Below are 20,994 nucleotides of genomic sequence, written 5' to 3' on the forward strand. Positions count from 1 at the left end.
TGTAGATAATTAATACAGCCCCAGCGGCGAACCGCTGTAACTCACCAGCAGGTTTTTGATCTGCTGATAGTGGCTCAGCGCCAGTTTGTGGGTTTCACGCCCGACGCCCGAGTTTTTGTAACCGCCAAACGCCGCATGTGCCGGGTAGAGGTGGTAACAGTTTGTCCATACGCGACCCGCTTTAATGCCGCGTCCCATGCGCCATGCGCGATTGATATCCAGCGTCCACACCCCGGCGCCGAGGCCAAACTCGGTGTCGTTGGCGATACGCAGCGCTTCGGCTTCATCTTTAAAAGTGGTAATGCCCAGCACCGGCCCAAAAATCTCTTCCTGGAAGCAGCGCATCCCGTTATGGCCTTTAATCAATGTCGGCTGGATATAGAAACCGTTTTGCAGCCCGTCGCCGTGTTCCACGTGAGCGCCGCCGGTAATGATTTCGCCGCCTTCGTCGCGGGCAATCGAGATGTAAGAGAGGATCTTGTCGTACTGTTCTTGTGACGCCTGCGCACCAATCATGGTGTCGGTGTCAAACGGGTCGCCTTTGCGGATGTTCTCCATGCGGGCGATGACTTTTTCGACAAACTGCGGATAAATCGATTCCTGCACCAGCACGCGCGACGGGCAGGTACAGACTTCGCCCTGGTTGAAGAAGCCGAGCACCACGCCTTCCACCGCTTTATCAATAAAGCCTTCATCACCGTTCATCACATCTTCAAAGTAGATATTGGGTGATTTGCCGCCGAGTTCGACGGTGCTGGGGATGATGTTTTCCGCCGCGCACGAAAGGATGTGGCGGCCAATCGGCGTGGAGCCGGTAAAGGCGATTTTTTCGATGCGTTTGCTGCGCGCCAGCGGTTCACCGGCTTCAGTGCCGAAGCCGTGCACCACATTCAGCACCCCTTTGGGTAGCAGATCGCCAATCAGTTCCATCAACACGCAGATGCCAAGCGGCGTCTGTTCAGCCGGTTTCAGTACCACGCAGTTGCCCGCCGCCAGCGCCGGCGCCAGTTTCCACGCCGCCATCAGCAGCGGGAAGTTCCACGGAATGATCTGCCCGACCACGCCCAGCGGTTCATAGATGTGGTAAGCAACCGTATTGCTGTCGATCTCTGCCGCTGTCCCTTCCTGCGCGCGGATACAACCGGCGAAATAACGGAAGTGATCAACAGCCAGCGGCAAATCCGCGCCCATGGTTTCGCGGATCGGTTTTCCGTTATCCCAGGTTTCTGTTAATGCCAGCATTTCCAGGTTGGCTTCGATGCGATCGGCAATGGCCAGCAGCACATTGGCGCGATCCTGCACGCTGGTTTTTCCCCAGGCGTCGGCGGCAGCATGCGCTGCGTCCAGAGCCTTCTCAATATCCGCCGCGTCTGAGCGCGGGAATTCGGCAATCACCTGTCCGGTGACCGGCGAGGTGTTGGTAAACCAACGCCCTTCCACCGGGTCAACAAATTCACCGCCAATATAGTTGCCATAACGCTGTTTAAAAGAGACTTTCGCGCCATCAAGGCCAGGGTGGACATATTTCATAAGATGTTCCTCTTTTATTATCGGTACAGGTGAGGCGTCGCGCATCGTGGCGGACACAGTGACATAAGCAGTTCTTATGCCAGGTCGTAGCAAACGATCCGTCGCAGGTGTGTTTATGCTGATAAAACAAGGAAATAACTGAAAGCCAGACTTTTGCCGGAATGAAATGACACAAAAAAGGCTGGTACAGGGTGCGGGAAGTGTGTCGCACGTCGCTACATACGGGACACTGTTATGCTACACAAATGTAACATCTCATTTAATGGAGAGTCACATGCCGCCACGCGCCTTGTCCCTCGCTCCTGCCGGGTTACCCTGCCTGCTTGAAAACTCCTGGCAGCGTAGTCGCAGCTACGGGTTGACCCGCGATGATGACGCCCAGCCCTGGGTAGCGACATCCATGCTGAAAGATGCCCGCGCGGAAAACGGTTGGGTCAACCATCTGGCCGCCCCGCTGCTGGCGCGACTGCGCCCGGAGCTTGCCAGTCATCCGTCGATAATGGTGCTGTCCGACGCTACCGGTCTGGTGCTGGAGACCCACGGCAACCGCGACTTTCTGCAAAAAGCGCAGCGCTATGCGCTGGCACCCGGCAACCTGTGGGGCGAACACGCGCGCGGCACTAACGCGATAGGGACTGCGCTGGCATTGCAGCGCCATTGTGAAGTCTCCGGCGGCGAACATTACCTCAGCCGCAACGCAGGCTTGTTTTGCTCGGCGTCCCCCGTCTTCCGACCGGACGGACAAATTGCCGGGGTGTTAGATCTCTCAACACCCGCCCAGGCGCCGCGCCGCGATGCCGCTGCGCTGATCCGTCGCGCGGTATGCCAAATAGAACATGAGTGGGCCACCAGCGCGCTTGGTGCCGACCGCTGGCTGCTGAGTCTGCATCACGACCCGTCGGTGCTCGGCAGTGCGCAGGAGCTGTTGCTGATTTTCGCCGATCAGACATTGCTCGGTGCGAACAAGCTGGCGATGGATGAGTTTTCGCTGACGCCGCAGCATTTTGGCGAACTCTCTTTACAAACGCTTTTCCCGGAGGCCGGTTTACAGGTCGGCGAAACCACCCTCGACGCCAGTAATACACGGCGCTACTACGCGCGTCAGACACTGCCTGCGCGGCGCTATATCGGGCGCGGCGCAGCCCTCGCGCAGGATCAACTGGCGCGGGAAAAAGAGAAAGCACTGCGCATTGTTAATGCCGGGATTGCCTTGTGCGTGACCGGTGAAACCGGCAGCGGAAAAGAGTATCTGGCCCGCGAGCTATATGCCCGCAGCCAGTGGCGCACAGGAAACTTTGTCGCCATTAACTGTGCGGCGCTCCCGGAGCATTTGATTGAGTCCGAACTGTTTGGCTATGTTCCCGGCGCGTTTACCGGCGCAAGCCCAAAAGGCTATATCGGTAAGTGCCGGGAAGCCGATGGTGGCGTTCTGTTTCTTGACGAGATTGGCGATATGCCGCTGGCGCTGCAAACCCGCCTGCTGCGCGTATTGCAGGAGAAGAAAGTGACGCCGCTGGGTGCCAACAGTGTGTATGACGTCAACTTCACGCTAATTTGTGCCACCCATCAGGATCTCGCCGCTCGGGTGCAGGCCGGGACATTTCGCGAAGATCTGCTGTACCGTATTCAGGAGTTTCATCTGCGCATTCCTCCGTTACGCGAGTGGCAGAATGTTGATGGGTTTATCCAAAAACTGTGGCAGGAGCTGGGCGCAGCCAGCCGTGGCCTTACCCTTAGCGCCGAGGTGGTCGCCACGCTGGCGGGTCGCCCGTGGCCGGGAAATGTGCGCCAGTTACTCAGCCAGTTGCGGGTATTGATGGCGCTGGCGGAAGACGGTGATTGCATTACGCTTGCGGATCTTCCCCCTGACATTGCCTCTTCGCACCCGCCAACGCTGGCGGTGGCGGTGGCGGTGGCGGAGGCAGCCCCGCAAGATGAGCAGAGCGCGATTGCAGAAGCGCGGGGCAATATGAGTCTGGCGGCTAAAAAGCTGGGGATATCGCGCAGCACGCTCTACCGCCGCCTCGAAAAACGGCAAGCGAACGGTTAAATGCGCGACGGGAATAACAACAGAGTTTAATTCAGGCGGGAACGGTCGCAGACCGACAAAAAGAGAAAGGGCGCACCGGAGTGCGCCCTGTTTTATTTACAGCGCCATATCGTGCTGTGGGGAGGCGTCGCTTTTCGCTTCAGCCGGCTTATCAGCCGGAGCGTCGTTTTTCGCCTCTGCCGGTTTGTCAGCCGGGGCGTTTTTCTGATCGTTCATCTCAATCACCGGCGGTTTCGCCAGTTGCAGCGTGGCGGCGGTGTCATCCCACACTTTCTGGGTCAACGCCACGTTACCGTTCATCTCCTGACCGTAGCTCGGCACGATGTCGCGGATTTTGCTCTGCCACTGCGGCGAGTTGAACTGCTCCGGGAACATCTTCTTCAGCACATTCAGGGTGATGGGTGCAGCCGTCGACGCGCCCGGCGATGCGCCAAGCAGCGCAGAGATGGTTTTCTGCTGATCGACCACCACTTCGGTGCCAAGCTTCAGCACGCCACCTTTGTCTTCATCTTTCTTGATGATCTGCACACGCTGGCCGGCCTGGATCAGTTTCCAGTCCTCTTTACGCGCCTGCGGATAGTACTCTTTCAGCGCTTCAAAGCGGTCTTCATCGCTCAGCATGACCTGACCAATCAGGTATTTCACCAGGTCGAAGTTGTCGAGCCCTACGTGGGTCATCGGCATAAAGTTGCTGGTGGTGGTAGTGCTCAGCAGGTCAAAGAAGGAGCCGTTTTTCAGGAATTTGGTGGAGAAGGTCGCGAACGGCCCAAACAGCACCACGCGTTTGCCATCAATAAAGCGGGCATCAATATGCGGTACCGACATCGGCGGCGCGCCCACGGACGCCTGACCGTAGACTTTTTGCAGATGCTGGCTGGTGATCGCCGGGTTTTCCGTCATCAGGAAGGAACCGCCGACCGGGAAGCCCGCGTAGTTATCCGCTTCCGGGATGCCGGTTTTTTGCAGCAGCTTCAGCGCCCCGCCACCGGCACCGATAAAGACATATTTCGCATCGATGGCGTGCTCGTTACCGCTGTTCACGTCTTTGATGGTGACATGCCAGGAGTTATCGGCATTGCGTTTGAAATCGGTCACTTCGGAAGAGGTTTGCAGGGAGAAGTTGCTGCTTTTTTTCAGGCTGCCAACCAGCTGACGGGTAATTTCACCGTAGTTAACGTCGGTGCCGACCGGCGTCCAGGTGGCGGCGACTTTCTGGTTCGGGTCGCGCCCTTCCATCACCAGCGGTGCCCACTGTTTAATTTGCTGATGGTCGGTGGAGAATTTCATACCCTGGAATAAGGTCGTTTGCTGCAAAGCGGCATAACGTTTTGCCAGATAATCCACATTATCGCCCCAGACGAAACTCATGTGCGGCGTGGAATTAATAAAAGCGTGCGGGTTATTCAAAATACCGCGCTTCACCTGTGCCGACCAGAACTGGCGGGAAATCATAAACTGCTCATTAATTTCCAGCGCTTTGCTGACATCAATAGAGCCATCCGGACGCTGCGGCGTGTAATTAAGTTCCATATTTGCCGAGTGACCGGTGCCGGCATTATTCCAGCCGTTAGAAGACTCGAGCGCTACGCCATCGAGTTTTTCCACCATCACTTGTTTCCACTCCGGCTGCAGCTCCTGCAGCCAGGTGCCCAGAGAGGCGCTCATGATGCCGCCGCCAATCAGCAGGAAGTCCGTTTTTTGCGTCTCTTCCGCGTACGCGCTGGTCACTGAACTGACGAGTAACGCGACGGCGCTGAGCGAGATAATTGTCTTTTTCATTGCAGGCATAATTATAAGGTTACATAGCAGGTGTGATTTGTGAAAACAGATATTAACGCACTTTTACGTTAATTTAAAATATCATTCACAATTCAGCTCATATCGATAAATAGTATTTCGCCGCTTTTTTAAATTAAAAAAAGCAGTGACATAAATAATGTGGAATTAATAGTGACGGGATTTATCTTAAAAACTCGAAATATCAAACGCTCGTACAATACATAATAAAAAAGCCCGCCGTAATTATTGGCGGGCTTTTTTCATTATTCAGACATCAGCAAAATGCGTTTTCGCCTCCTGTAAGGCAATTCGCAAATGATCGTTATTCTCGGTTAGCAGATCGCGCGCGCGCCAGGCATCCAGACCGGTCAGCACCATTAATATCGCCGTACGGCAGTTATGATCGCAGCTCTCCAGCGCGCTTTTCGCTTGCTCGCGTGAGCACTGCGTTGCCGCCATCACCAGCGTGATTTGCCGCTCTGCCCAGTGCACACTGGTCGCCTGCACATCCACCCGCAGGTTGCTGTAAACACGCCCGGTACGGATAGCAAGACCGGTTGCCAGCATGTTGAGGATTTGCTGCTGGGCAAGCCGCGCTTTCGGTTCGCTAAAACCACTCACCACCTCCGCGCCGCTGTCCGGTGCCAGCACGATATCCGCCAACCGGGCGGCTTCGCTATCGTGACCCCGGCAAACCAGCGCGATGCGTGCGCCGAGTGACCAGGCGTGGCGCAGCGCGCCCCATGTCCACGGCGTTTTACCACTGACCGACAGCGCCACCAGCATATCGTCATGGCTAAAGTTGATGGCCTGTAAATCGGCAACCCCGCGTTCATAATTTGCCGCCGCCGCGTCACGCTCTTGCGCGTTAGCATTGATGCCACCGGCCAACAAGCCAATAACGCCATGACGTGTATCGGGAGCAAAACCTTGTGCGGTTTGTATCGCCGCCTGCCCGGACGCACCGGCGCCGATGATCACCACCCTGCCGGCGCGATTCAGCGTCGCGCTGGCGTTATCCACCAGCCGGGCGATCTCCGGCAAACAGGCGCTTACCGCGTCGGTAACCTGTTTATCTTCCTCATTGATGAGCGTCAGCATATCCAGCGTGGCGAGCCGGTCGATGTCGGTCGTGCGGCGGTTGCGACGTTCCACTAGTGAACCGTTTGGCTTACTGCTCATACCCTGCTCCTTCTGAATGGTTCCACACTCACTATAAGGTTATTTATCTGCCTTACCTGCGAATGGGGTCACGCTTCACGGCTACGCCGCGCATTTTGTACTTCTCGCGCCGCTTTAAGATTTTTACGCCTTCGGTGATAATAACTATCTTGATGTGAATAATTGGGTTTGGCATGAAAGAGTTAGCGCAGCGGATAAAACCACGCAAACGCCCTATGAAGCTCAGTACCACCGTGACGCTAATGGTATGCAGCGTTATCGGTTCGGTGTTGCTGCTGGCCTTTGCCCTGTGGTTCTGGCAAATCAGTAATGCCACGCGTGACGGGGTAAAAGAGACGGCGCTGGCCGTTGCGCGCACGCTGGCTGATTCGCCTGAAATCAAGCGTGGATTATTGTTGCCGCCTGACAGCAACGTGATCCAGCCGCTGACGGAAGCGGTCGCTGCCCGTAACGATCTGCTGTATGCCATCGTCACCAATATGCACGGCATCCGGTATTCGCACCCGAACGCCGGGATCATCGGGCAACACTTTATTGGCGAGGATCTAAACCCGGCGCTGAAAGGCAAAGAAAATGTCGCCGTGAACCGCGGCGTGCTGGCACCGGCATTACGCGTTTTTACACCGGTATATGACGACGCCAACCAGCAAATTGGCGTGGTGGTGGTCGGGATCTCGCTGAGCAAGGTCGATCAGCAAGTCAGCCGCAGCCGCTGGGCGGTGATGTGGACGCTGCTGTTTAGCGCGCTGGTGGGCTCGCTCGGTACCTGGCAACTGGTGCGGGTGCTGAAACGCATTCTGCTTGGCCTTGAGCCGCACGAGATCTCGGCGCAATTCAAGCAGCGCCAGGCGATGTTACAGTCACTGAAAGAAGGGGTGATTGCCGTCGATGCTGACGGGCGCGTAACGCTGCTTAACCATGCCGCACGGCAGATGCTGCTGACCAATGCACCAGACGGTGCCGCCGGACACGGGCCTCTGCTCGCCGACCTGCTCGAAGTGCTGGAAACCGGCGAGCCAACCCACGATCGCGAGCTCGGTTGCAACGGCCTGCTGCTGCTCAGCAACACCGTGCCGGTGCGCAGCCAGGGCGTGGTGATTGGCGCGATCAGTACTTTCCGCGATAAAACCGAAGTCAGCCAGCTACTCCAGCGGCTGGACGGGATGGTGAATTATGTTGATGCGTTGCGCACCACGTCCCACGAATTTATGAACAAGCTGCATGTTATTCTCGGCCTGTTAAACATGAAAAGTTATGACAAGCTTGAAGAGTACGTGCTGCAAACCGCGCAGAATTATCAAACCGATATTGGCGCTATTCAGCACCGGGTTAAATCGCCGGTGGTGGCGGGTTTTCTGTTAGGCAAAATCAACCGGGCGAAAGAGCGCGGTTTTACGCTGACGCTGGCGGATGAGAGCCTGGTGCCGGATAACCCCAATGAGAAGCAAGTTACCGTGCTGGTGACGGTGCTGGGGAATCTCATCGAAAATGCGCTCGATGCCATGAGTAGTCAGCCGGAAGGCGAAGTGGGTATCCTGCTGCATTATCAGGATGGCTGGCTGACCGGCGAAGTGAGCGACGATGGTCCGGGCATTGCGCCGGGCAATATCGACGCCATTTTCCGCAAAGGATTCTCGACGAAAGGTGATAACCGGGGCGTTGGGCTGTTTCTTGCCAGCCAGCAGCTCACCGAACTTGGCGGCACGATCACCGTCGAGTCTGAACCCGGTGTCTTTACCCAATTTTTTGTCCATCTCCCCTGGGATAGTGAAAGGAAGAACGCGTGATAAATGTATTAATTGTTGACGATGATGCCATGGTCGCCGAGCTGAACCGCATGTATGTGGCGCAGATCGCCGGCTTTCAGTGCTGCGGCACGGCATCGACGCTGCGCCAGGCCGAGGAGATGATTAACGATCCGCAGCGGGATATCGATCTGGTGCTGCTGGATGTCTATATGCAGCAGGACAGCGGGCTGGATCTGCTCCCCATCATTCGCGCCAGTGGCCGGGCGATTGATGTCATTATGATCACTTCCTCCGCCGATGCGGCAACCATTCAGACGTCACTGCACTATGGGGTGGTGGATTATCTGATCAAACCCTTCCAGTTCCCGCGCTTCGAAGAAGCGCTGACCTCATGGCGCGAAAAGCGCAAGCTGATGAGTGCGCACCCCTATTATGAGCAGTCTGATGTCGACCGCCTGTTACACGGTGGCGCGCCGGAAGCCGCCGATACGCGCCGTCTGCCAAAAGGGTTAACCGCGCAGACATTGCGTACCATTTGCCAGTGGATTGACGCCCATCCGGGCATTGAGTTTTCCACCGATGAACTGGCGAATGCCGTGAATATTTCGCGCGTGTCGTGCCGTAAGTATCTGATTTGGCTTGCCCAAATCAATATTCTCTACACCACCATTCACTACGGTGCAACCGGTCGCCCGGTGTATCGCTACCAGTTGATCGCCGACCAATACAGCTTACTTAAGCAGTACAGTCAGTGATCCGGTAACTGTCGTCGCACGGCGTAAAGCGGAACTGACGCTGTGAAGAGAGGATAATGTCGCGGTTTTTGGTGACGAAAATCGCTTCAATATCCTCGCGCTGTTTCAGTAATGCGCAGCCTTTTTCCACACCGAGACCGAAGATAAGCGTGGTCCAGATATCACCGTCGAGCGAATCGCGGGAAATGATCGTCACGCTGTCAAGTTCGTTATCCAGCGGGTAACCACTGCGCGGGTCAAGAATATGGTGCCAGCGTTTACCATCCTGTTCGAAATAGCGCTCGTAGGTGCCGGATGTCACCACCGATTGGTTCACCACGTCTATCGACCCCACCAGCGCATCGCCGGACGAGAAAGGTTTTTTCAGCCCGATAGACCAGCTACCTTGCGGCGTGCCCAGGGTTTGCACATTGCCCCCCAGGTTAATCAATCCGTCGCGCACATCCTGCTGATGCAGGTAATCGCGCACCCGATCGGCGATAAAGCCTTTGGCGATTGCGCCAAGATCGATCTCCATCCCCGGCTGGGTGAGAAACACGCTGCTGTCGGCATCATTCAGCACCACATCCTGCGGACGGGTAATGCGCAGCCGCGCGGTTATCTCGTCGGCTGGCGGTACGCGGTCGCCTTTAAAACCGATACGCCACAGTTTCACCAGCGGGCCAATCGCCAGGTTAAAAGCGCTGTCCTGCACCATGCTGGCGGCTTTGGCGCATTTAATCAGTTCATACACCGGACGGCTGACCGCCACCGGATGCTGTCCCGCGGCGTGATTAATATCCATCACCTGTGAATGGGCGCGGTTGACCGTCAGCAGATCTTCGTAACGTTTGATAAGGCCAAAAACGCGGGAGGCGAGCACTTCGTTATCGGCAAAGAGTTTCAGCAGAATGGGAGAACCCATAAGGGTTGCAGAGTAGCTCCAGACACGGTTATCGGACATCGCACTCTCCTGATGGGCTAAATTGAGCAGGCCTGCGCAGTGGCAGGCCTGAAGTGTAGCACGCGGTTAGCCGCGTTTGGCGCGCATTGCAGCCTGGTGTCCCGCCAGTGAGCCGAAGATAATAATATCGGCCACGGCGTTCCCGCCGATACGGTTGCCGCCATGCAGGCCGCCAACCACTTCCCCGGCGGCATAAGCGCCCGCGATCACCTGGTTTTCTGTGTTCAACACTTCGGTTTCAGTGTTGATGGTCACGCCCCCCATGGTGTGGTGCACACCCGGTGCAATCTGGATCGCGTGGAACGGGCCTTCATTGATCGGTGCACGCAGTGCGGTGGTGCGACCAAAGTCCTCATCGTGCTGTTTTTCCACAAAGCCGTTGTAGCGTTCGAGCGTGGCCAGGAAAGCGTGGTAATCGATACCCAGTTTATCCGCCAGTTCACGCGGCGAGCTGGCGCTGGTAACCAGGCCACGCGCGATATACTCGTCTGCCGCTTTGTTTTTCGCTCTGACATGCTCATCAAACACGATGTAAGCGTAATGTTCCGGCAGGGCGATGATTGCCGCCGAGACTTTATCGCGGGTCGACATTTCGTTAAAGAAGCGTTTGCCCTGCTGGCTGACGAGAATCGCACCGCCGCCGCGAATCGATTCGGAAATCAGGTACGAGGTATTCTGTTCAACGGTCGGGTGGATCTGAATTTCGCCCATATCCACAGTGCCCGCGCCAATACGTTCCAGCAGTGCGATACCGCCGCCGGTCGCGCCTTTATGGTTGGTGGTGACAAAACCTTCCAGATCCGGACGGTATTTCACCACCATTGCGCTGTTGGCGCTGAAACCACCGGTCGCCACAATCACACTTTTCGCCTCGATCACCACACTCTCCTGCTCTTCGGTCAGCAGGCGTACGCCGCGCACTTCACCTTGCTCAAACAGAATGTCGTCCACTGAGGTATCCAGCATTACATCGATGCCGCGTTTGGTGACATTACGCACCAGGCCGCTAATCAGGTAGCCACCGACTGCCGATCCGTCGCGCGGGCGGTGCGTACGGTCAATGCTCATCCCGCCAGTGGTGGTGATGTCGTTAAGCATAATGCCGCGACGAGCCAGCCATTCGATGGCTTCTGGCGCATTTTCCACAAAGCGACGCAGCAGCGCCGGATTGTTTTTGTTACCGCCGCCTTTCAGGGTTTCCGCGTAGAACAGCTCTTTGCTGTCCTGAATGCCTTTTACGCGCTGGAAGCGGGTTTCCGCGGCGTTCATGCCCGCAGAGGCTTTAATGGTGTTACCGCCGATGGTTGGCATTTTTTCGACAATCAGTACGCTGGCACCTTCGTCGTGCGCCTGAATCGCCGCCGCCAGACCCGCGCCGCCGCTACCGACAACCACAACGTCATAGCGTTTGGGTTCCTGAGAGTCACTGCCCTCTTCTGCCGCCAGCGCTTTGCTGGATTTCACCATCGCTTTTGATACCGCTTTTTTCACCGCTTCGCTTTGGCTGGTTGCGCCTGAAATCGCGTCAACGTGCGGGCTGTTGGCCGTCAGGATGCGGCCGCGGATCTCTTCAAAGCTGCTGGTGAATTCAACGCTATCAACGGTACTTGAGGCGAGTTCGATATCAACGATGCGGTCTGTGTCGAGGCTGACATTGATAACCAGCTCGTTAGCGTCGTCCTGAACCGTTTCAGCAAAAAGACCTGGCTTAAATTTCGAAGCGCCCATGCTCATGTCGCGGATCATCGCTTCAACCAGCGAGAAACGCCACAGCGGTTCCGGGATATTCAGCGCTTCACGCTGGGTACTATCAATGAACAGCTCCAGGGTTTCACCGTTGGCGATACGCGCCGTCCAGTCCGGATACGCGATGCACGCACGGCCTACCGCAATCAGGTCATAGCCGTGATCCAGCCCCTGCTCAGCGTCGGCGGCATTAACGATACCGCCAACACCCATCACCGGCACCTGCGCCAGCGTTGCAGAACGCATGGCACAATATTTCTTAATCAGTGGCGTCGGATCGCTGGTGTCGTTAATGGAAGGACGCAGCGCCGCACCCAGCGAAAAGTGCAGGTAATCAACACCGCGCGCCGCCAGTTTTTCCAGCAGGAACATGGTGTCATCAAAACGGATGCCGGGCACTTCCAGCTCTTCCGGCGAGAAACGGTAACCGATAATAAAGGCGTCGTCGGCGTACTGACGCGCCATTTTATGGGTGATGTCCAGTACGGCCAGCGGGAACTTCGCGCGGTTGTCGCGGCTGCCGCCCCACTCATCATCGCGCTGGTTGGAGTTTGGCGAGAAGAATTGCTGGATAAGGTAGGTATTGGCACCGTGAATTTCGACACCATCGAACCCGGCCTGAATGGCGCGGCGTACGGCGTCACCAAATTTGCCAATCATCCCTTCCACTTCAGCGGTGGTCAGCGCAACCGGGGTTGCCGCGCCATCACGCGGAGCGGCAATAGCGCTCGGACCAACCGGAGCACGACCGCCAATCAGCTTCGGTTCGACCATGCGGCCGCCGTGGTAAATCTGCAAAATTGCTTTTGAACCTTCGGCTTTAATCGCCGAGGCAATTTTTGCCAGACCGGCAATTTTCTCGTCGTTATCAATACCGATAGCGCCCGGAAATGCCAGGCCGAGATCATCGACAAAACAGCATTCAACAATAATGGTGCCGATACTTCCGGCGCGGGCGCGATAATATTCCACCAGTTCACTGCTGACTGTCCCGTCAAAATAACCTGTGCAGGTGGTCATTGGCGCCATTAACAAACGGTTTTTCAGTTCTGCGCCATTCGGCAAGGTAAACGGGCTGAGGATGCGTTCGTTGCTGGTCATAATTAAACTCCAAATCTAAAAATTAAAAACTTTGAATTCGGTGACGGATTTATTTTTCGTTCTGTTTTACAATCCTGATGTCGTGTATTTAATATACCGTGAATTTTAATTACCAAATTAATTACGTTAGTTATAAAACTATTTAACCACCTTAATAACAGAGCTACCTCCAGCGTATTATCATTTTTAAATATCGTATTCACATGACTTTAATTACCGGTAACATTGCGATTACTTCACACTTTTCCTTTCCAGCTTTATTTAAATAATAAAATAGACAAATATCATATGGTTAAAAGAAAATACCTCGTTAATGAGAGTTATTATCAGCACCATTTTTTAACATTTACGGTAATTTTGTGAAATTAACCACATAATACTCTGTGGGTATTCATTTTATTAAAAAAAGTGTCGTTCGTTTCGTTTTCTTGATCTCAATCAATAGTATTCGCCAATGGAAGAGCAATATATAAATACGCTCAGATTTTTATTTAATGCGATTGAATTTGCGTTAAACAACACATGCCAGAATGTGAAAAGTCTCAATAAAAAATTAAAGTAACTTTTGAAACTAAAATAATCAGAGATTCACTTTCCGCGCATGACCGAATTTTTAACTACTTGTAGATGCTCACTATGACAGAGAAAACAACAACCCCACCGTCTGCTCCCGCAGCCAGTGCAAAAGCCGGAAATAAAAACCGCCTGATAATGATGGCGTTGCCGATTATCGTGGCAGTGCTTCTGCTGTTTGTCCCGGTGCCGGAAGGTTTACCGCCGTTTGCCTGGCACTACTTTGCTATCTTCGTTGGCGTTATTGTCGGCCTGATTTTCGAACCCCTGCCGGGTGCGGTTATCGGCATGACCGGCGTGGTGGTTATCGCGCTGTGTAGCCAGTGGCTGCTGTTCAGCCCGGAACAACTGGCCGACCCGAAATTCAAGCTGGCTGGCCAGTCCTTTAAATGGGCGGTAAGCGGTTTCGGTAACTCCACCGTGTGGCTTATCTTCGGCGCGTTTATGTTTGCCGCCGGTTACGATAAAACCCAGTTTGGTCGCCGCCTGGCGCTGATTCTGGTGAAATATCTTGGCCGCCGCAGCCTGACGCTCGGTTACGCCATTACTTTCGCCGACCTGCTGCTGGCACCGTTCACCCCGTCAAACACCGCGCGCAGCGGCGGGACAATCTACCCGATTATCGCCAACCTGCCGCCGCTGTACGGTTCCAAACCGAACGATCCAAGCGCGCGCCGCATCGGTTCTTACCTGATGTGGGTGGCGATTACCGCAGCCTGTATCACCAGTTCTATGTTCCTTTCCGCACTGGCACCGAACCTGCTGGCGCTGGCGCTGGTGAAAAGCACCGTTGGCATTAACATCTCCTGGGGTAGCTGGTTTATCGCCTTCCTGCCGCTGGGCGTGCTGTTGATTCTGACCATGCCGCTGCTGGCTTACTGGTTCTACCCGCCAGAAGTGAAAGTCAATGACGAAGTGCCGCTGTGGGCCAGCCGCGAGCTGGAAAAACTGGGCAGAATGTCACGCAATGAAATCCTGCTGCTGGTGTTTGTCTGCTGTGCGCTGCTGATGTGGATCTTTGCCGCCGACTTTATCGAGCCTGCGCTTGCCGCGCTGCTGGTGGTCGTGCTGATGCTGTGGACCGGCGTATTAACCTGGAACGACATCACCAGCAACAAACCGGCATGGAACACCTTTGTCTGGTTCGCCACTCTGGTTGCGCTGGCCGATGGCCTCTCCACCACCGGCTTTATCGCTTGGTTGGGTAAAGAAGGCGGCCTGCTGATGAGCGGTATCTCTCCGGGGATGGCGACCATCGCCCTGCTGCTGGCGTTCTACCTGCTGCACTATCTGTTCGCCAGCACCACCGCGCACACCACGGCGCTGCTGCCTGCAATGCTGACCATCGCGGCGACAATTCCTGGCATCAATATGGAAGTCGTGGTTCTGGTTCTGTGTACCTCACTCGGCGTGATGGGCATCATCACCCCGTACGGTACTGGCCCAAGCCCGATTTACTACGGTAGCGGCTACCTGCCGACCAAAGATTACTGGCGTCTGGGCACCATCTTCGGTGCTATCTTCCTGGCCGCCCTGCTGTTGATTGGTTATCCGTGGATCACCATGATGTTCTGATTCGTAACCGCCGGGCATTCCCGGCGGTTTTATTTTATGGAGTAAAGAGCTATGTCGAACAAACCCTTTGTTTATCAGGACCCGTTCCCGCTGGCGAAAGACGATACGGAATATTATCTGCTGAGCCGTGAATATGTCTCCGTCGCCGACTTTGACGGCCAGCAAGTACTGAAAGTCGAGCCGGAAGCGCTGACGCTGCTGGCACAACGCGCGTTCCATGACGCGTCTTTTATGCTGCGCCCTTCCCACCAGAAACAGGTGGCGGCCATTCTGCATGACCCGCAAGCGAGCGAAAACGACAAATACGTTGCTCTGCAATTCCTGCGTAACTCTGAAATCGCCGCTAAAGGCGTGCTGCCGACCTGCCAGGACACCGGCACGGCAATCATTATGGGTAAAAAAGGTCAGCGCGTGTGGACCGGCGGCGGCGATGAAGCCGCGCTGGCGCGTGGCGTGTACAACACCTACACCGAAGACAACCTGCGTTATTCGCAGAATGCGCCGCTGGATATGTATAAAGAGGTCAACACCGGCACTAACCTGCCTGCGCAGATCGATCTCTATAGCGTCGACGGTGACGAGTATAAATTCCTCTGCATCGCCAAAGGCGGCGGTTCAGCTAACAAAACCTATCTCTATCAGGAAACCAAAGCGCTGATTACACCGGCGAAGCTGAAAAACTATCTGGTTGAGAAGATGCGTACCCTCGGCACGGCAGCCTGCCCGCCATACCATATCGCCTTTGTGATTGGTGGTACGTCTGCGGAGTCCACGCTGAAAACGGTGAAACTGGCCTCAACCCGCTACTATGACGGCTTGCCGACCGAAGGTAACGAGCATGGCCAGGCATTCCGCGATGTCCAGCTTGAACAAGAGCTGATGCAGGAAGCGCAGAACCTTGGCCTTGGCGCGCAGTTCGGCGGTAAATATTTCGCTCACGATATCCGTGTCATCCGTCTGCCGCGCCACGGTGCCTCCTGCCCTATCGGCATGGGCGTCTCCTGCTCCGCCGACCGTAACATCAAAGCGAAAATCAACCGCGAAGGTATCTGGATCGAGAAGATGGAGCACAATCCGGGGCAGTATATTCCGGAAGAGCTGCGCCAGCAGGGTGAAGGCGATGTGGCGAAAATCGACCTCAACCAGCCGATGAAAGCGATCCTCGCACAGCTTTCCGCGTTCCCGGTATCAACCCGCGTTTCGCTGAACGGTACGATTATCGTGGCGCGCGATATTGCTCACGCGAAGCTGAAAGAGCTGATTGATAATGGCGAAGAGCTGCCGCAGTACGTGAAAGATCACCCGATCTACTACGCCGGCCCGGCAAAAACGCCAGAAGGGTATGCGTCCGGTTCGCTTGGCCCAACCACCGCAGGGCGTATGGACTCCTACGTGGATCTGCTGCAATCGCACGGCGCGAGCATGATCATGCTGGCAAAAGGCAACCGCAGCCAGCAAGTGACCGATGCCTGTGCCAAACACGGCGGTTTCTATCTGGGAAGTATTGGCGGTCCGGCTGCCGTACTGGCGCAGCAGAGCATTAAGAGCCTCGAATGCGTGGCTTACCCGGAACTGGGTATGGAAGCAATCTGGAAAATTGAAGTGGAGAACTTCCCGGCGTTCATTCTGGTGGATGACAAAGGTAACGACTTCTTCCAGCAGATCCAGAACAAACAGTGCGCCGGCTGTAACCAGCGTTAAGTAAGATGTGAAAAACCCCCGGCGGAGTGTCCGGCCGGGGGTTTTTGTTGTTCATAAATCAGCGCATGTTTAGTTGATGCGGAGATCATCTTTCCAGCAGAGTCGATAATAGCGCGCAATAATCTTCGCCAGCGCTTCACGTTCGTCAGCCCCAATGACACTGCCGTCATCCCATCGTTTAAGGCTCGTTTTATCCAGCGTGCTGTAGCGCGCAGAAACCTCACAAATCAGTGCCCGTTCATTAAGCTGAAAGAAAAGAAACTCGCCCCGGTAAAGCAATTTAAGGCGAATAACGCCCCATTCGGCGTCATGAAACTGACAGGCAGAACCATCGCGCTTCAGTTCCTGCAACTCTTCGCGCCACGCTTTATTGATCATCGCTAACCACCAGCAGCGCATAAAGTGTGGCGATGTAACGGGCAGGCTGCTGCTCTTTATAACTGAAGATAACCAGCGTTTTCCCCTGCCCGCCCTCGCAGCTATGCGCAGAACAAAGAAGCGAGCCCTCTGGCGCGGAGTAACGGGTAAAAGTCTCAGGATTGAAGGTAATGACTTTGATTCTTGCCGCCACTGCGGCCTGAATATCCTCGGGTAGCCGGGCAAAATCCCCGCTCTGGTAGAGATCCGGCTCAATTGGCTTCTGGCAACGCGGACAAATCAATTCGACAGGTTGATTAAAAAAGCGCGTTTCCACGCCATCGTGCAGCATCACGCGTTTCTTAATAAGTTTGTCGATTTTCATCGTCGTCACCCTGCGCGAAAAATTGAAAATTCAGGTCGCCCTTCAGTCATTTCCAGTGCTGATATTAATGGCCCGCACTTTGCCGCCGGTGACATCGAAAGCGATATTTTTGTGCGCCAGTGAATACATAATCCACTCTTCGCCATCGCTGTTATCGGTTTCACCCGCACCATAATGCTCAATCACACGCTGTTTCGCATCGCTAGGCGCCACGCCACGCGCGGTATGCAATGTGGGGGCATGCAGCGTTATCTGCCCGATGACGTAACTGTCGACGCTTTTGCCGCGTTGCTGCCAGTCGATATTAGCGCTGTAGATATCAAAGCCCGCAAAAATGTGGCGGTAATACTTATAGTTTTCCTCGCCAAATGGCACTTCGCCGACAAAATCCTCGCGGGTTTGTTTCCCGAGCACCGTCAGCAGATTGCGATCCCAGTCCTGCCCCAGGGTGATAGCCTGTTTATTGATTTCCACGGTGAAGTCGTTTTCCGTCAGCGGCGTTTGCGCCGCCTGGGCAGAAAAAGCAAACAGCAGCGCAAAAACAGGGAATATTCGACGCATTAACCTTTCCATAGCCAGTCAAAAGAAGCGCTATTTAAGCCAGCTGCCCGCCTGGTTGACAAGCGTTTTACCCGCCTGCGTCACCACCAGTTTCGGCGGGTTGTAATCGACAAGATAAAGCACATCGCCATTACGGAATTCTGCGCCAATCACGCGGTTTTCATTATCCTGCCGCGTTTTACCGTGCAGGCTAATCTGCTGGCTGTCGCGGTTTCGCGCGCCGGTATAAAGCAGATCATCGCAAGGCGTGGTGAACGCGCCGCAATTATTGCGGATCGCCAGCATAAAGTTATCAGTGCGGATAATTTTCGTCGTCGCGCCAGCGTGAACGGTCTCTTTAACCAGCGCGTAATTTTCCGGGGCGTAATAATCACCGTGTTCAGGCGGTTGCGTCAGATGCCACGCCAGCTTGTCACCATTAATAACCAGCGTGGCTTTGCCGTTTTTACCGCCAAAGCTCGAATCAAACGTAACGATGGCGGTGTCATTTTTCACCTCGCCGCGCAGGTTATCCTGCTGTTCATCCGGGCAATCAATGCGGTTGCCGCGCTGAGTGATAAAGCAATACGATCCAGTAAGCTTGTTATTCTGCTGGGATAATTTCAGCGTTAATGTGGATTCGTTACTTTCACTGCCGTGCCACTGACCGGAAAAATCAGTTGCCGACGCGGCGCAGGCGCAGCAGGAGAGCAAGAAGCTCGCAACGACAACATAAAGCCGCTGCAGAGTTGAATGAATAGCGTGCATAACGTGCGTCTGTTCCTTTTCAGCATCACAAAAAATGAGTTGATTCTTAAGGTCCGTAAAAAAACATCAAGGTCGACAGGTCGTCCAGCTCCGCTTTCGATAACGTATTTTTTTCCATGCGATCGTATTGGTAGATAATCCCTTTCATGGGAATGGTCGATGGATGCTCTCTGGCCATGGTCATTAATGTTTCAATATCCGACGGATTTTTGAGCGCTCTGCTGAGGAATTTGAGCAGTAACGCTTCGCCCTCTTCACGGGTTAACAGATCCATGCGCATTTTCTCATACGGTTAATTCAGCAGCGAAAAACTGGTGGCTGAAATAATTACCCCCGATAACGCCATCAACGCATCTCTGTTTTGCAGCACTATTACTTGCACCTTTGGAACGTACGGTGACAGGCATGCGAATCTACTCATGCGCTTTCCAGATACCTTTTTCATCGAGAAGGATTTTATTGTTTTGTATCACGGTTAAGCTGTTATCAATTTTACTCAGCAGATAAGTGGTGGTGCCGTTTTTAAAGGTGTAGGTAATAACAGGGCAGATCAACTGTTCACAAGATTTCCGCACCGCAAAGCCATGCAAATTGACTTCGGCCCGATCATTTTTACGCACGCCGTAGTACGTTGCTTCGTCACAATGCGCGCCGTTACCACACACCGTGACCACTTTTATCTTAAATTTAGGGGTTTCAAAAAAATCGACGAAGGTCTCAGCCGTTTGAGTAATCGCGGGCGTGTTAAACGACACGTCCTGAAAGCGGCTAACCCATTGTTGCAACGCATCAGGAATGCGTTTTTCACCTGTATTGCTTTTATAGTGTGCAACCGAAGCCGCGGGCACTACCCATGCGGCAGAAAGTCGACCATCCGGATAAATAACAAATGCGGAGGCATTTTCCAGATAGAGATCTTTCAGCCAGCCTTCCACGAATAACCCGCCATCCGCAGTGTGTCGCGGTTCGCCATAGACATCGAAATTGCCTGCAAACGCAGCGTAATCTGCCCCCAAGACATTTTTTAACGACGCCTGCACCTGCTTATCCACGGTGATATTTTCGACCGTTTCGAGCGTGTCATAATGGTTAATATCAATAACCGCAGCAGCGTCAAATGAGAAAAAAGAGAACAAGCAAATGAAAAGGATCGACAAACGCACGTTGCCAGTAAAAAGATTTCGCATAAAGTTAATTCACTTCCTAATTAGCGCACTTTAAACTCAGGAACCGGGACTTCACGATGTTTGTATTTATCATAATTGTCGCGCATATCTTTTGCTAACGAGACCATTTCATGAAAATCGCTATATCGACTTAACTCGGCATGGTCGAGAATAAAACATTTTTGCACATCCCACATACTGTTATAGGGCCAAATCATGCAAATAAGATATTTATCGTCGCTTTGCAAAATAAAGAAATCGCCCTTTTCTTTATGAATAACGTTCACTTCAGCCATAACTACTCCTGATAATTCTATAAAACAGCAAAGCTGCACTCGCTAAATAACGCATTAATTATCAACTTTTCTTCACTCGAAACAAAATGGAAGTGACAACACATAATTTCTGAAGTCTAGTTGCAAAGTAATCTTTTTAAACTACCCTCGTTAATCTATTAATACATGCCTTCGGATAAGAATGTCTAACGCTCTCTGCGATCACATCCCGTTCTTGAACGTCAATCACTATACAATTATCCCATCGTTTATTTTTTTACTGAATATTGCGTCGCGGACAGCAATTGTGCAGATTAGTGCTTGGTCCTTTAATTGAAAGGATTGACCTTCACCGCGATAAATTATTTTAAGGCGAATAGCACCATAGGTTTCACCAGGAAACTCAGAAACTGAGACTTCATACCTTAATTCTTGGAATTCAATCCCGCCCTCTATTATATGACTGCGATGTATATTTAAGAATAACCAAAATTAAGCATCCAAAAATATTTAGGAATAAACAACAAAAACCCCTCCCTTTATTTAGAGATTTTCAAACCCAGCTTTTGAGAAAGACATATTGGACAAACATTGCATAAGTGAGATGATAATTTATTAATAACAACCCTATCATTCATTTTTTTATTTACACGATCTCTATCGTATAAAACAATGACGTTATTAACACCTAATTCATTTAATAATTGCTGCTCAACCAAGACATGCTGTTTTGCCATATTTTCGTCAGGCTGAACAATAGTTAACTCAACAATATCATCCACAATGATATTTCTCTCTAATGCCTCATGTATCTTCTTTG

Annotated in this window: 18 protein-coding genes; 5 read left to right on the top strand and 13 right to left on the bottom strand. The window is 53.5% G+C overall.

The window, feature by feature from the left end; genetic code table 11:
• Positions 1-9: 9 nt before the first annotated feature.
• Positions 10-1,530, bottom strand: coding sequence for an aldehyde dehydrogenase family protein (locus DFO56_RS10810; protein WP_016495703.1), 1,521 nt, complete (start codon positions 1,528-1,530; stop codon positions 10-12).
• Positions 1,531-1,804: 274 nt separating this feature from the next.
• On the opposite strand from DFO56_RS10810, the gene DFO56_RS10815 reads away from it, so the two are divergent.
• Positions 1,805-3,580, top strand: coding sequence for a sigma-54-dependent Fis family transcriptional regulator (locus DFO56_RS10815; protein ID WP_045509705.1), 1,776 nt, complete (start codon positions 1,805-1,807; stop codon positions 3,578-3,580).
• A 96-nt stretch (positions 3,581-3,676) separates the two neighbouring features.
• Here DFO56_RS10815 and mqo read toward each other — a convergent pair whose 3' ends face one another.
• Positions 3,677-5,368: a malate dehydrogenase (quinone) gene (mqo, locus tag DFO56_RS10820; RefSeq protein ID WP_045509708.1), complete on the bottom strand. Its 1,692-nt coding sequence runs from the start codon at positions 5,366-5,368 to the stop codon at positions 3,677-3,679.
• 258 nt (positions 5,369-5,626) lie between these two features.
• Positions 5,627-6,541, bottom strand: a complete 915-nt coding sequence (locus DFO56_RS10825; RefSeq protein ID WP_045509711.1) for an N-acetylmuramic acid 6-phosphate etherase — start codon at positions 6,539-6,541, stop codon at positions 5,627-5,629.
• A gap of 173 nt (positions 6,542-6,714) precedes the next feature.
• Here DFO56_RS10825 and DFO56_RS10830 point away from each other — a divergent pair, with 173 nt between their 5' ends.
• Positions 6,715-8,328: a sensor histidine kinase gene (locus DFO56_RS10830; RefSeq protein ID WP_016495699.1), complete on the top strand. Its 1,614-nt coding sequence runs from the start codon at positions 6,715-6,717 to the stop codon at positions 8,326-8,328.
• The gene (gene dcuR / locus DFO56_RS10835; RefSeq protein WP_016495698.1) at positions 8,325-9,044 is read left to right on the top strand and encodes a two-component system response regulator DcuR; all 720 of its coding nucleotides are present in this window, start codon (positions 8,325-8,327) and stop codon (positions 9,042-9,044) included. Before DFO56_RS10830 ends, dcuR begins: the two co-directional genes overlap by 4 nt.
• Here dcuR and DFO56_RS10840 read toward each other — a convergent pair.
• Both DFO56_RS10840 and DFO56_RS10845 read right to left on the bottom strand, forming a co-directional pair.
• Complete coding sequence (locus DFO56_RS10840; RefSeq protein ID WP_045509715.1) at positions 9,025-9,987, bottom strand: FAD:protein FMN transferase; 963 nt, start codon at positions 9,985-9,987, stop codon at positions 9,025-9,027. The two genes, dcuR and DFO56_RS10840, sit on opposite strands and share 20 nt — an antisense overlap.
• A 66-nt stretch (positions 9,988-10,053) precedes the next feature.
• Positions 10,054-12,834 (bottom strand): flavocytochrome c, encoded by a 2,781-nt coding sequence (locus DFO56_RS10845; protein WP_016495696.1) that lies wholly within the window; start codon positions 12,832-12,834, stop codon positions 10,054-10,056.
• A 636-nt stretch (positions 12,835-13,470) separates the two neighbouring features.
• Between DFO56_RS10845 and DFO56_RS10855 the strand changes: the two genes are divergently transcribed.
• Both DFO56_RS10855 and fumA read left to right on the top strand, forming a co-directional pair.
• Positions 13,471-14,982, top strand: a complete 1,512-nt coding sequence (locus DFO56_RS10855) for an anion permease (RefSeq protein ID WP_071925190.1) — start codon at positions 13,471-13,473, stop codon at positions 14,980-14,982.
• A gap of 51 nt (positions 14,983-15,033) precedes the next feature.
• Positions 15,034-16,683, top strand: coding sequence for a class I fumarate hydratase FumA (fumA, locus tag DFO56_RS10860; RefSeq protein ID WP_045509718.1), 1,650 nt, complete (start codon positions 15,034-15,036; stop codon positions 16,681-16,683).
• A 69-nt stretch (positions 16,684-16,752) separates the two neighbouring features.
• On the opposite strand, the gene DFO56_RS10865 is transcribed toward fumA, so the two are convergent.
• The 8 genes from DFO56_RS10865 to DFO56_RS24605 all read right to left on the bottom strand — a co-directional run bounded on the left by DFO56_RS10865 (position 16,753) and on the right by DFO56_RS24605 (position 20,956).
• Entirely contained in the window at positions 16,753-17,061 is a 309-nt protein-coding gene (locus DFO56_RS10865) for a hypothetical protein (RefSeq protein WP_045509720.1), read from the bottom strand.
• Positions 17,051-17,425 (bottom strand): hypothetical protein, encoded by a 375-nt coding sequence (locus tag DFO56_RS10870; RefSeq protein WP_045509723.1) that lies wholly within the window; start codon positions 17,423-17,425, stop codon positions 17,051-17,053. Before DFO56_RS10870 ends, DFO56_RS10865 begins: the two co-directional genes overlap by 11 nt.
• A gap of 42 nt (positions 17,426-17,467) precedes the next feature.
• On the bottom strand, positions 17,468-17,986 hold the full coding sequence (locus DFO56_RS10875) for a hypothetical protein (protein WP_045509727.1): 519 nt from the start codon (positions 17,984-17,986) through the stop codon (positions 17,468-17,470).
• 30 nt (positions 17,987-18,016) lie between these two features.
• A complete protein-coding gene (locus DFO56_RS10880) occupies positions 18,017-18,733 on the bottom strand; it encodes a hypothetical protein (protein WP_052679805.1) in 717 nt (238 codons plus the stop codon).
• A gap of 46 nt (positions 18,734-18,779) precedes the next feature.
• Complete coding sequence (locus DFO56_RS10885; RefSeq protein WP_045509730.1) at positions 18,780-19,007, bottom strand: hypothetical protein; 228 nt, start codon at positions 19,005-19,007, stop codon at positions 18,780-18,782.
• A 139-nt stretch (positions 19,008-19,146) separates the two neighbouring features.
• Positions 19,147-19,785 carry a hypothetical protein gene (locus tag DFO56_RS10890; protein WP_147271670.1) on the bottom strand — a complete coding sequence of 213 codons (639 nt, stop codon included), beginning with the start codon at positions 19,783-19,785 and terminating at the stop codon, positions 19,147-19,149.
• Between the two features lie 155 nt (positions 19,786-19,940).
• Positions 19,941-20,195, bottom strand: a complete 255-nt coding sequence (locus DFO56_RS10895; RefSeq protein WP_016495690.1) for a hypothetical protein — start codon at positions 20,193-20,195, stop codon at positions 19,941-19,943.
• Positions 20,196-20,713: 518 nt separating this feature from the next.
• Positions 20,714-20,956 (bottom strand): hypothetical protein, encoded by a 243-nt coding sequence (locus DFO56_RS24605; RefSeq protein WP_147271671.1) that lies wholly within the window; start codon positions 20,954-20,956, stop codon positions 20,714-20,716.
• Positions 20,957-20,994: the final 38 nt, after the last annotated feature.

This window comes from Kosakonia sp. AG348 (genome assembly GCF_003337365.1).
Lineage (GTDB): Bacteria > Pseudomonadota > Gammaproteobacteria > Enterobacterales > Enterobacteriaceae > Kosakonia.

Bases quoted from the DNA above. Each gene is read 5' to 3' on its own strand.
- DFO56_RS10810 (WP_016495703.1), bottom strand. From the start codon at position 1,530: ATGAAATATGTCCACCCTGGCCTTGATGGCGCGAAAGTCTCTTTTAAA.
- DFO56_RS10815 (WP_045509705.1), top strand. From the start codon at position 1,805: ATGCCGCCACGCGCCTTGTCCCTCGCTCCTGCCGGGTTACCCTGCCTG.
- mqo (WP_045509708.1), bottom strand. From the start codon at position 5,368: ATGCCTGCAATGAAAAAGACAATTATCTCGCTCAGCGCCGTCGCGTTA.
- DFO56_RS10825 (WP_045509711.1), bottom strand. From the start codon at position 6,541: ATGAGCAGTAAGCCAAACGGTTCACTAGTGGAACGTCGCAACCGCCGC.
- DFO56_RS10830 (WP_016495699.1), top strand. From the start codon at position 6,715: ATGAAAGAGTTAGCGCAGCGGATAAAACCACGCAAACGCCCTATGAAG.
- DFO56_RS10840 (WP_045509715.1), bottom strand. From the start codon at position 9,987: ATGTCCGATAACCGTGTCTGGAGCTACTCTGCAACCCTTATGGGTTCT.
- DFO56_RS10845 (WP_016495696.1), bottom strand. From the start codon at position 12,834: ATGACCAGCAACGAACGCATCCTCAGCCCGTTTACCTTGCCGAATGGC.
- DFO56_RS10855 (WP_071925190.1), top strand. From the start codon at position 13,471: ATGACAGAGAAAACAACAACCCCACCGTCTGCTCCCGCAGCCAGTGCA.
- fumA (WP_045509718.1), top strand. From the start codon at position 15,034: ATGTCGAACAAACCCTTTGTTTATCAGGACCCGTTCCCGCTGGCGAAA.
- DFO56_RS10865 (WP_045509720.1), bottom strand. From the start codon at position 17,061: ATGATCAATAAAGCGTGGCGCGAAGAGTTGCAGGAACTGAAGCGCGAT.
- DFO56_RS10870 (WP_045509723.1), bottom strand. From the start codon at position 17,425: ATGAAAATCGACAAACTTATTAAGAAACGCGTGATGCTGCACGATGGC.
- DFO56_RS10875 (WP_045509727.1), bottom strand. From the start codon at position 17,986: ATGCGTCGAATATTCCCTGTTTTTGCGCTGCTGTTTGCTTTTTCTGCC.
- DFO56_RS10880 (WP_052679805.1), bottom strand. From the start codon at position 18,733: ATGCACGCTATTCATTCAACTCTGCAGCGGCTTTATGTTGTCGTTGCG.
- DFO56_RS10885 (WP_045509730.1), bottom strand. From the start codon at position 19,007: ATGGATCTGTTAACCCGTGAAGAGGGCGAAGCGTTACTGCTCAAATTC.
- DFO56_RS10895 (WP_016495690.1), bottom strand. From the start codon at position 20,195: ATGGCTGAAGTGAACGTTATTCATAAAGAAAAGGGCGATTTCTTTATT.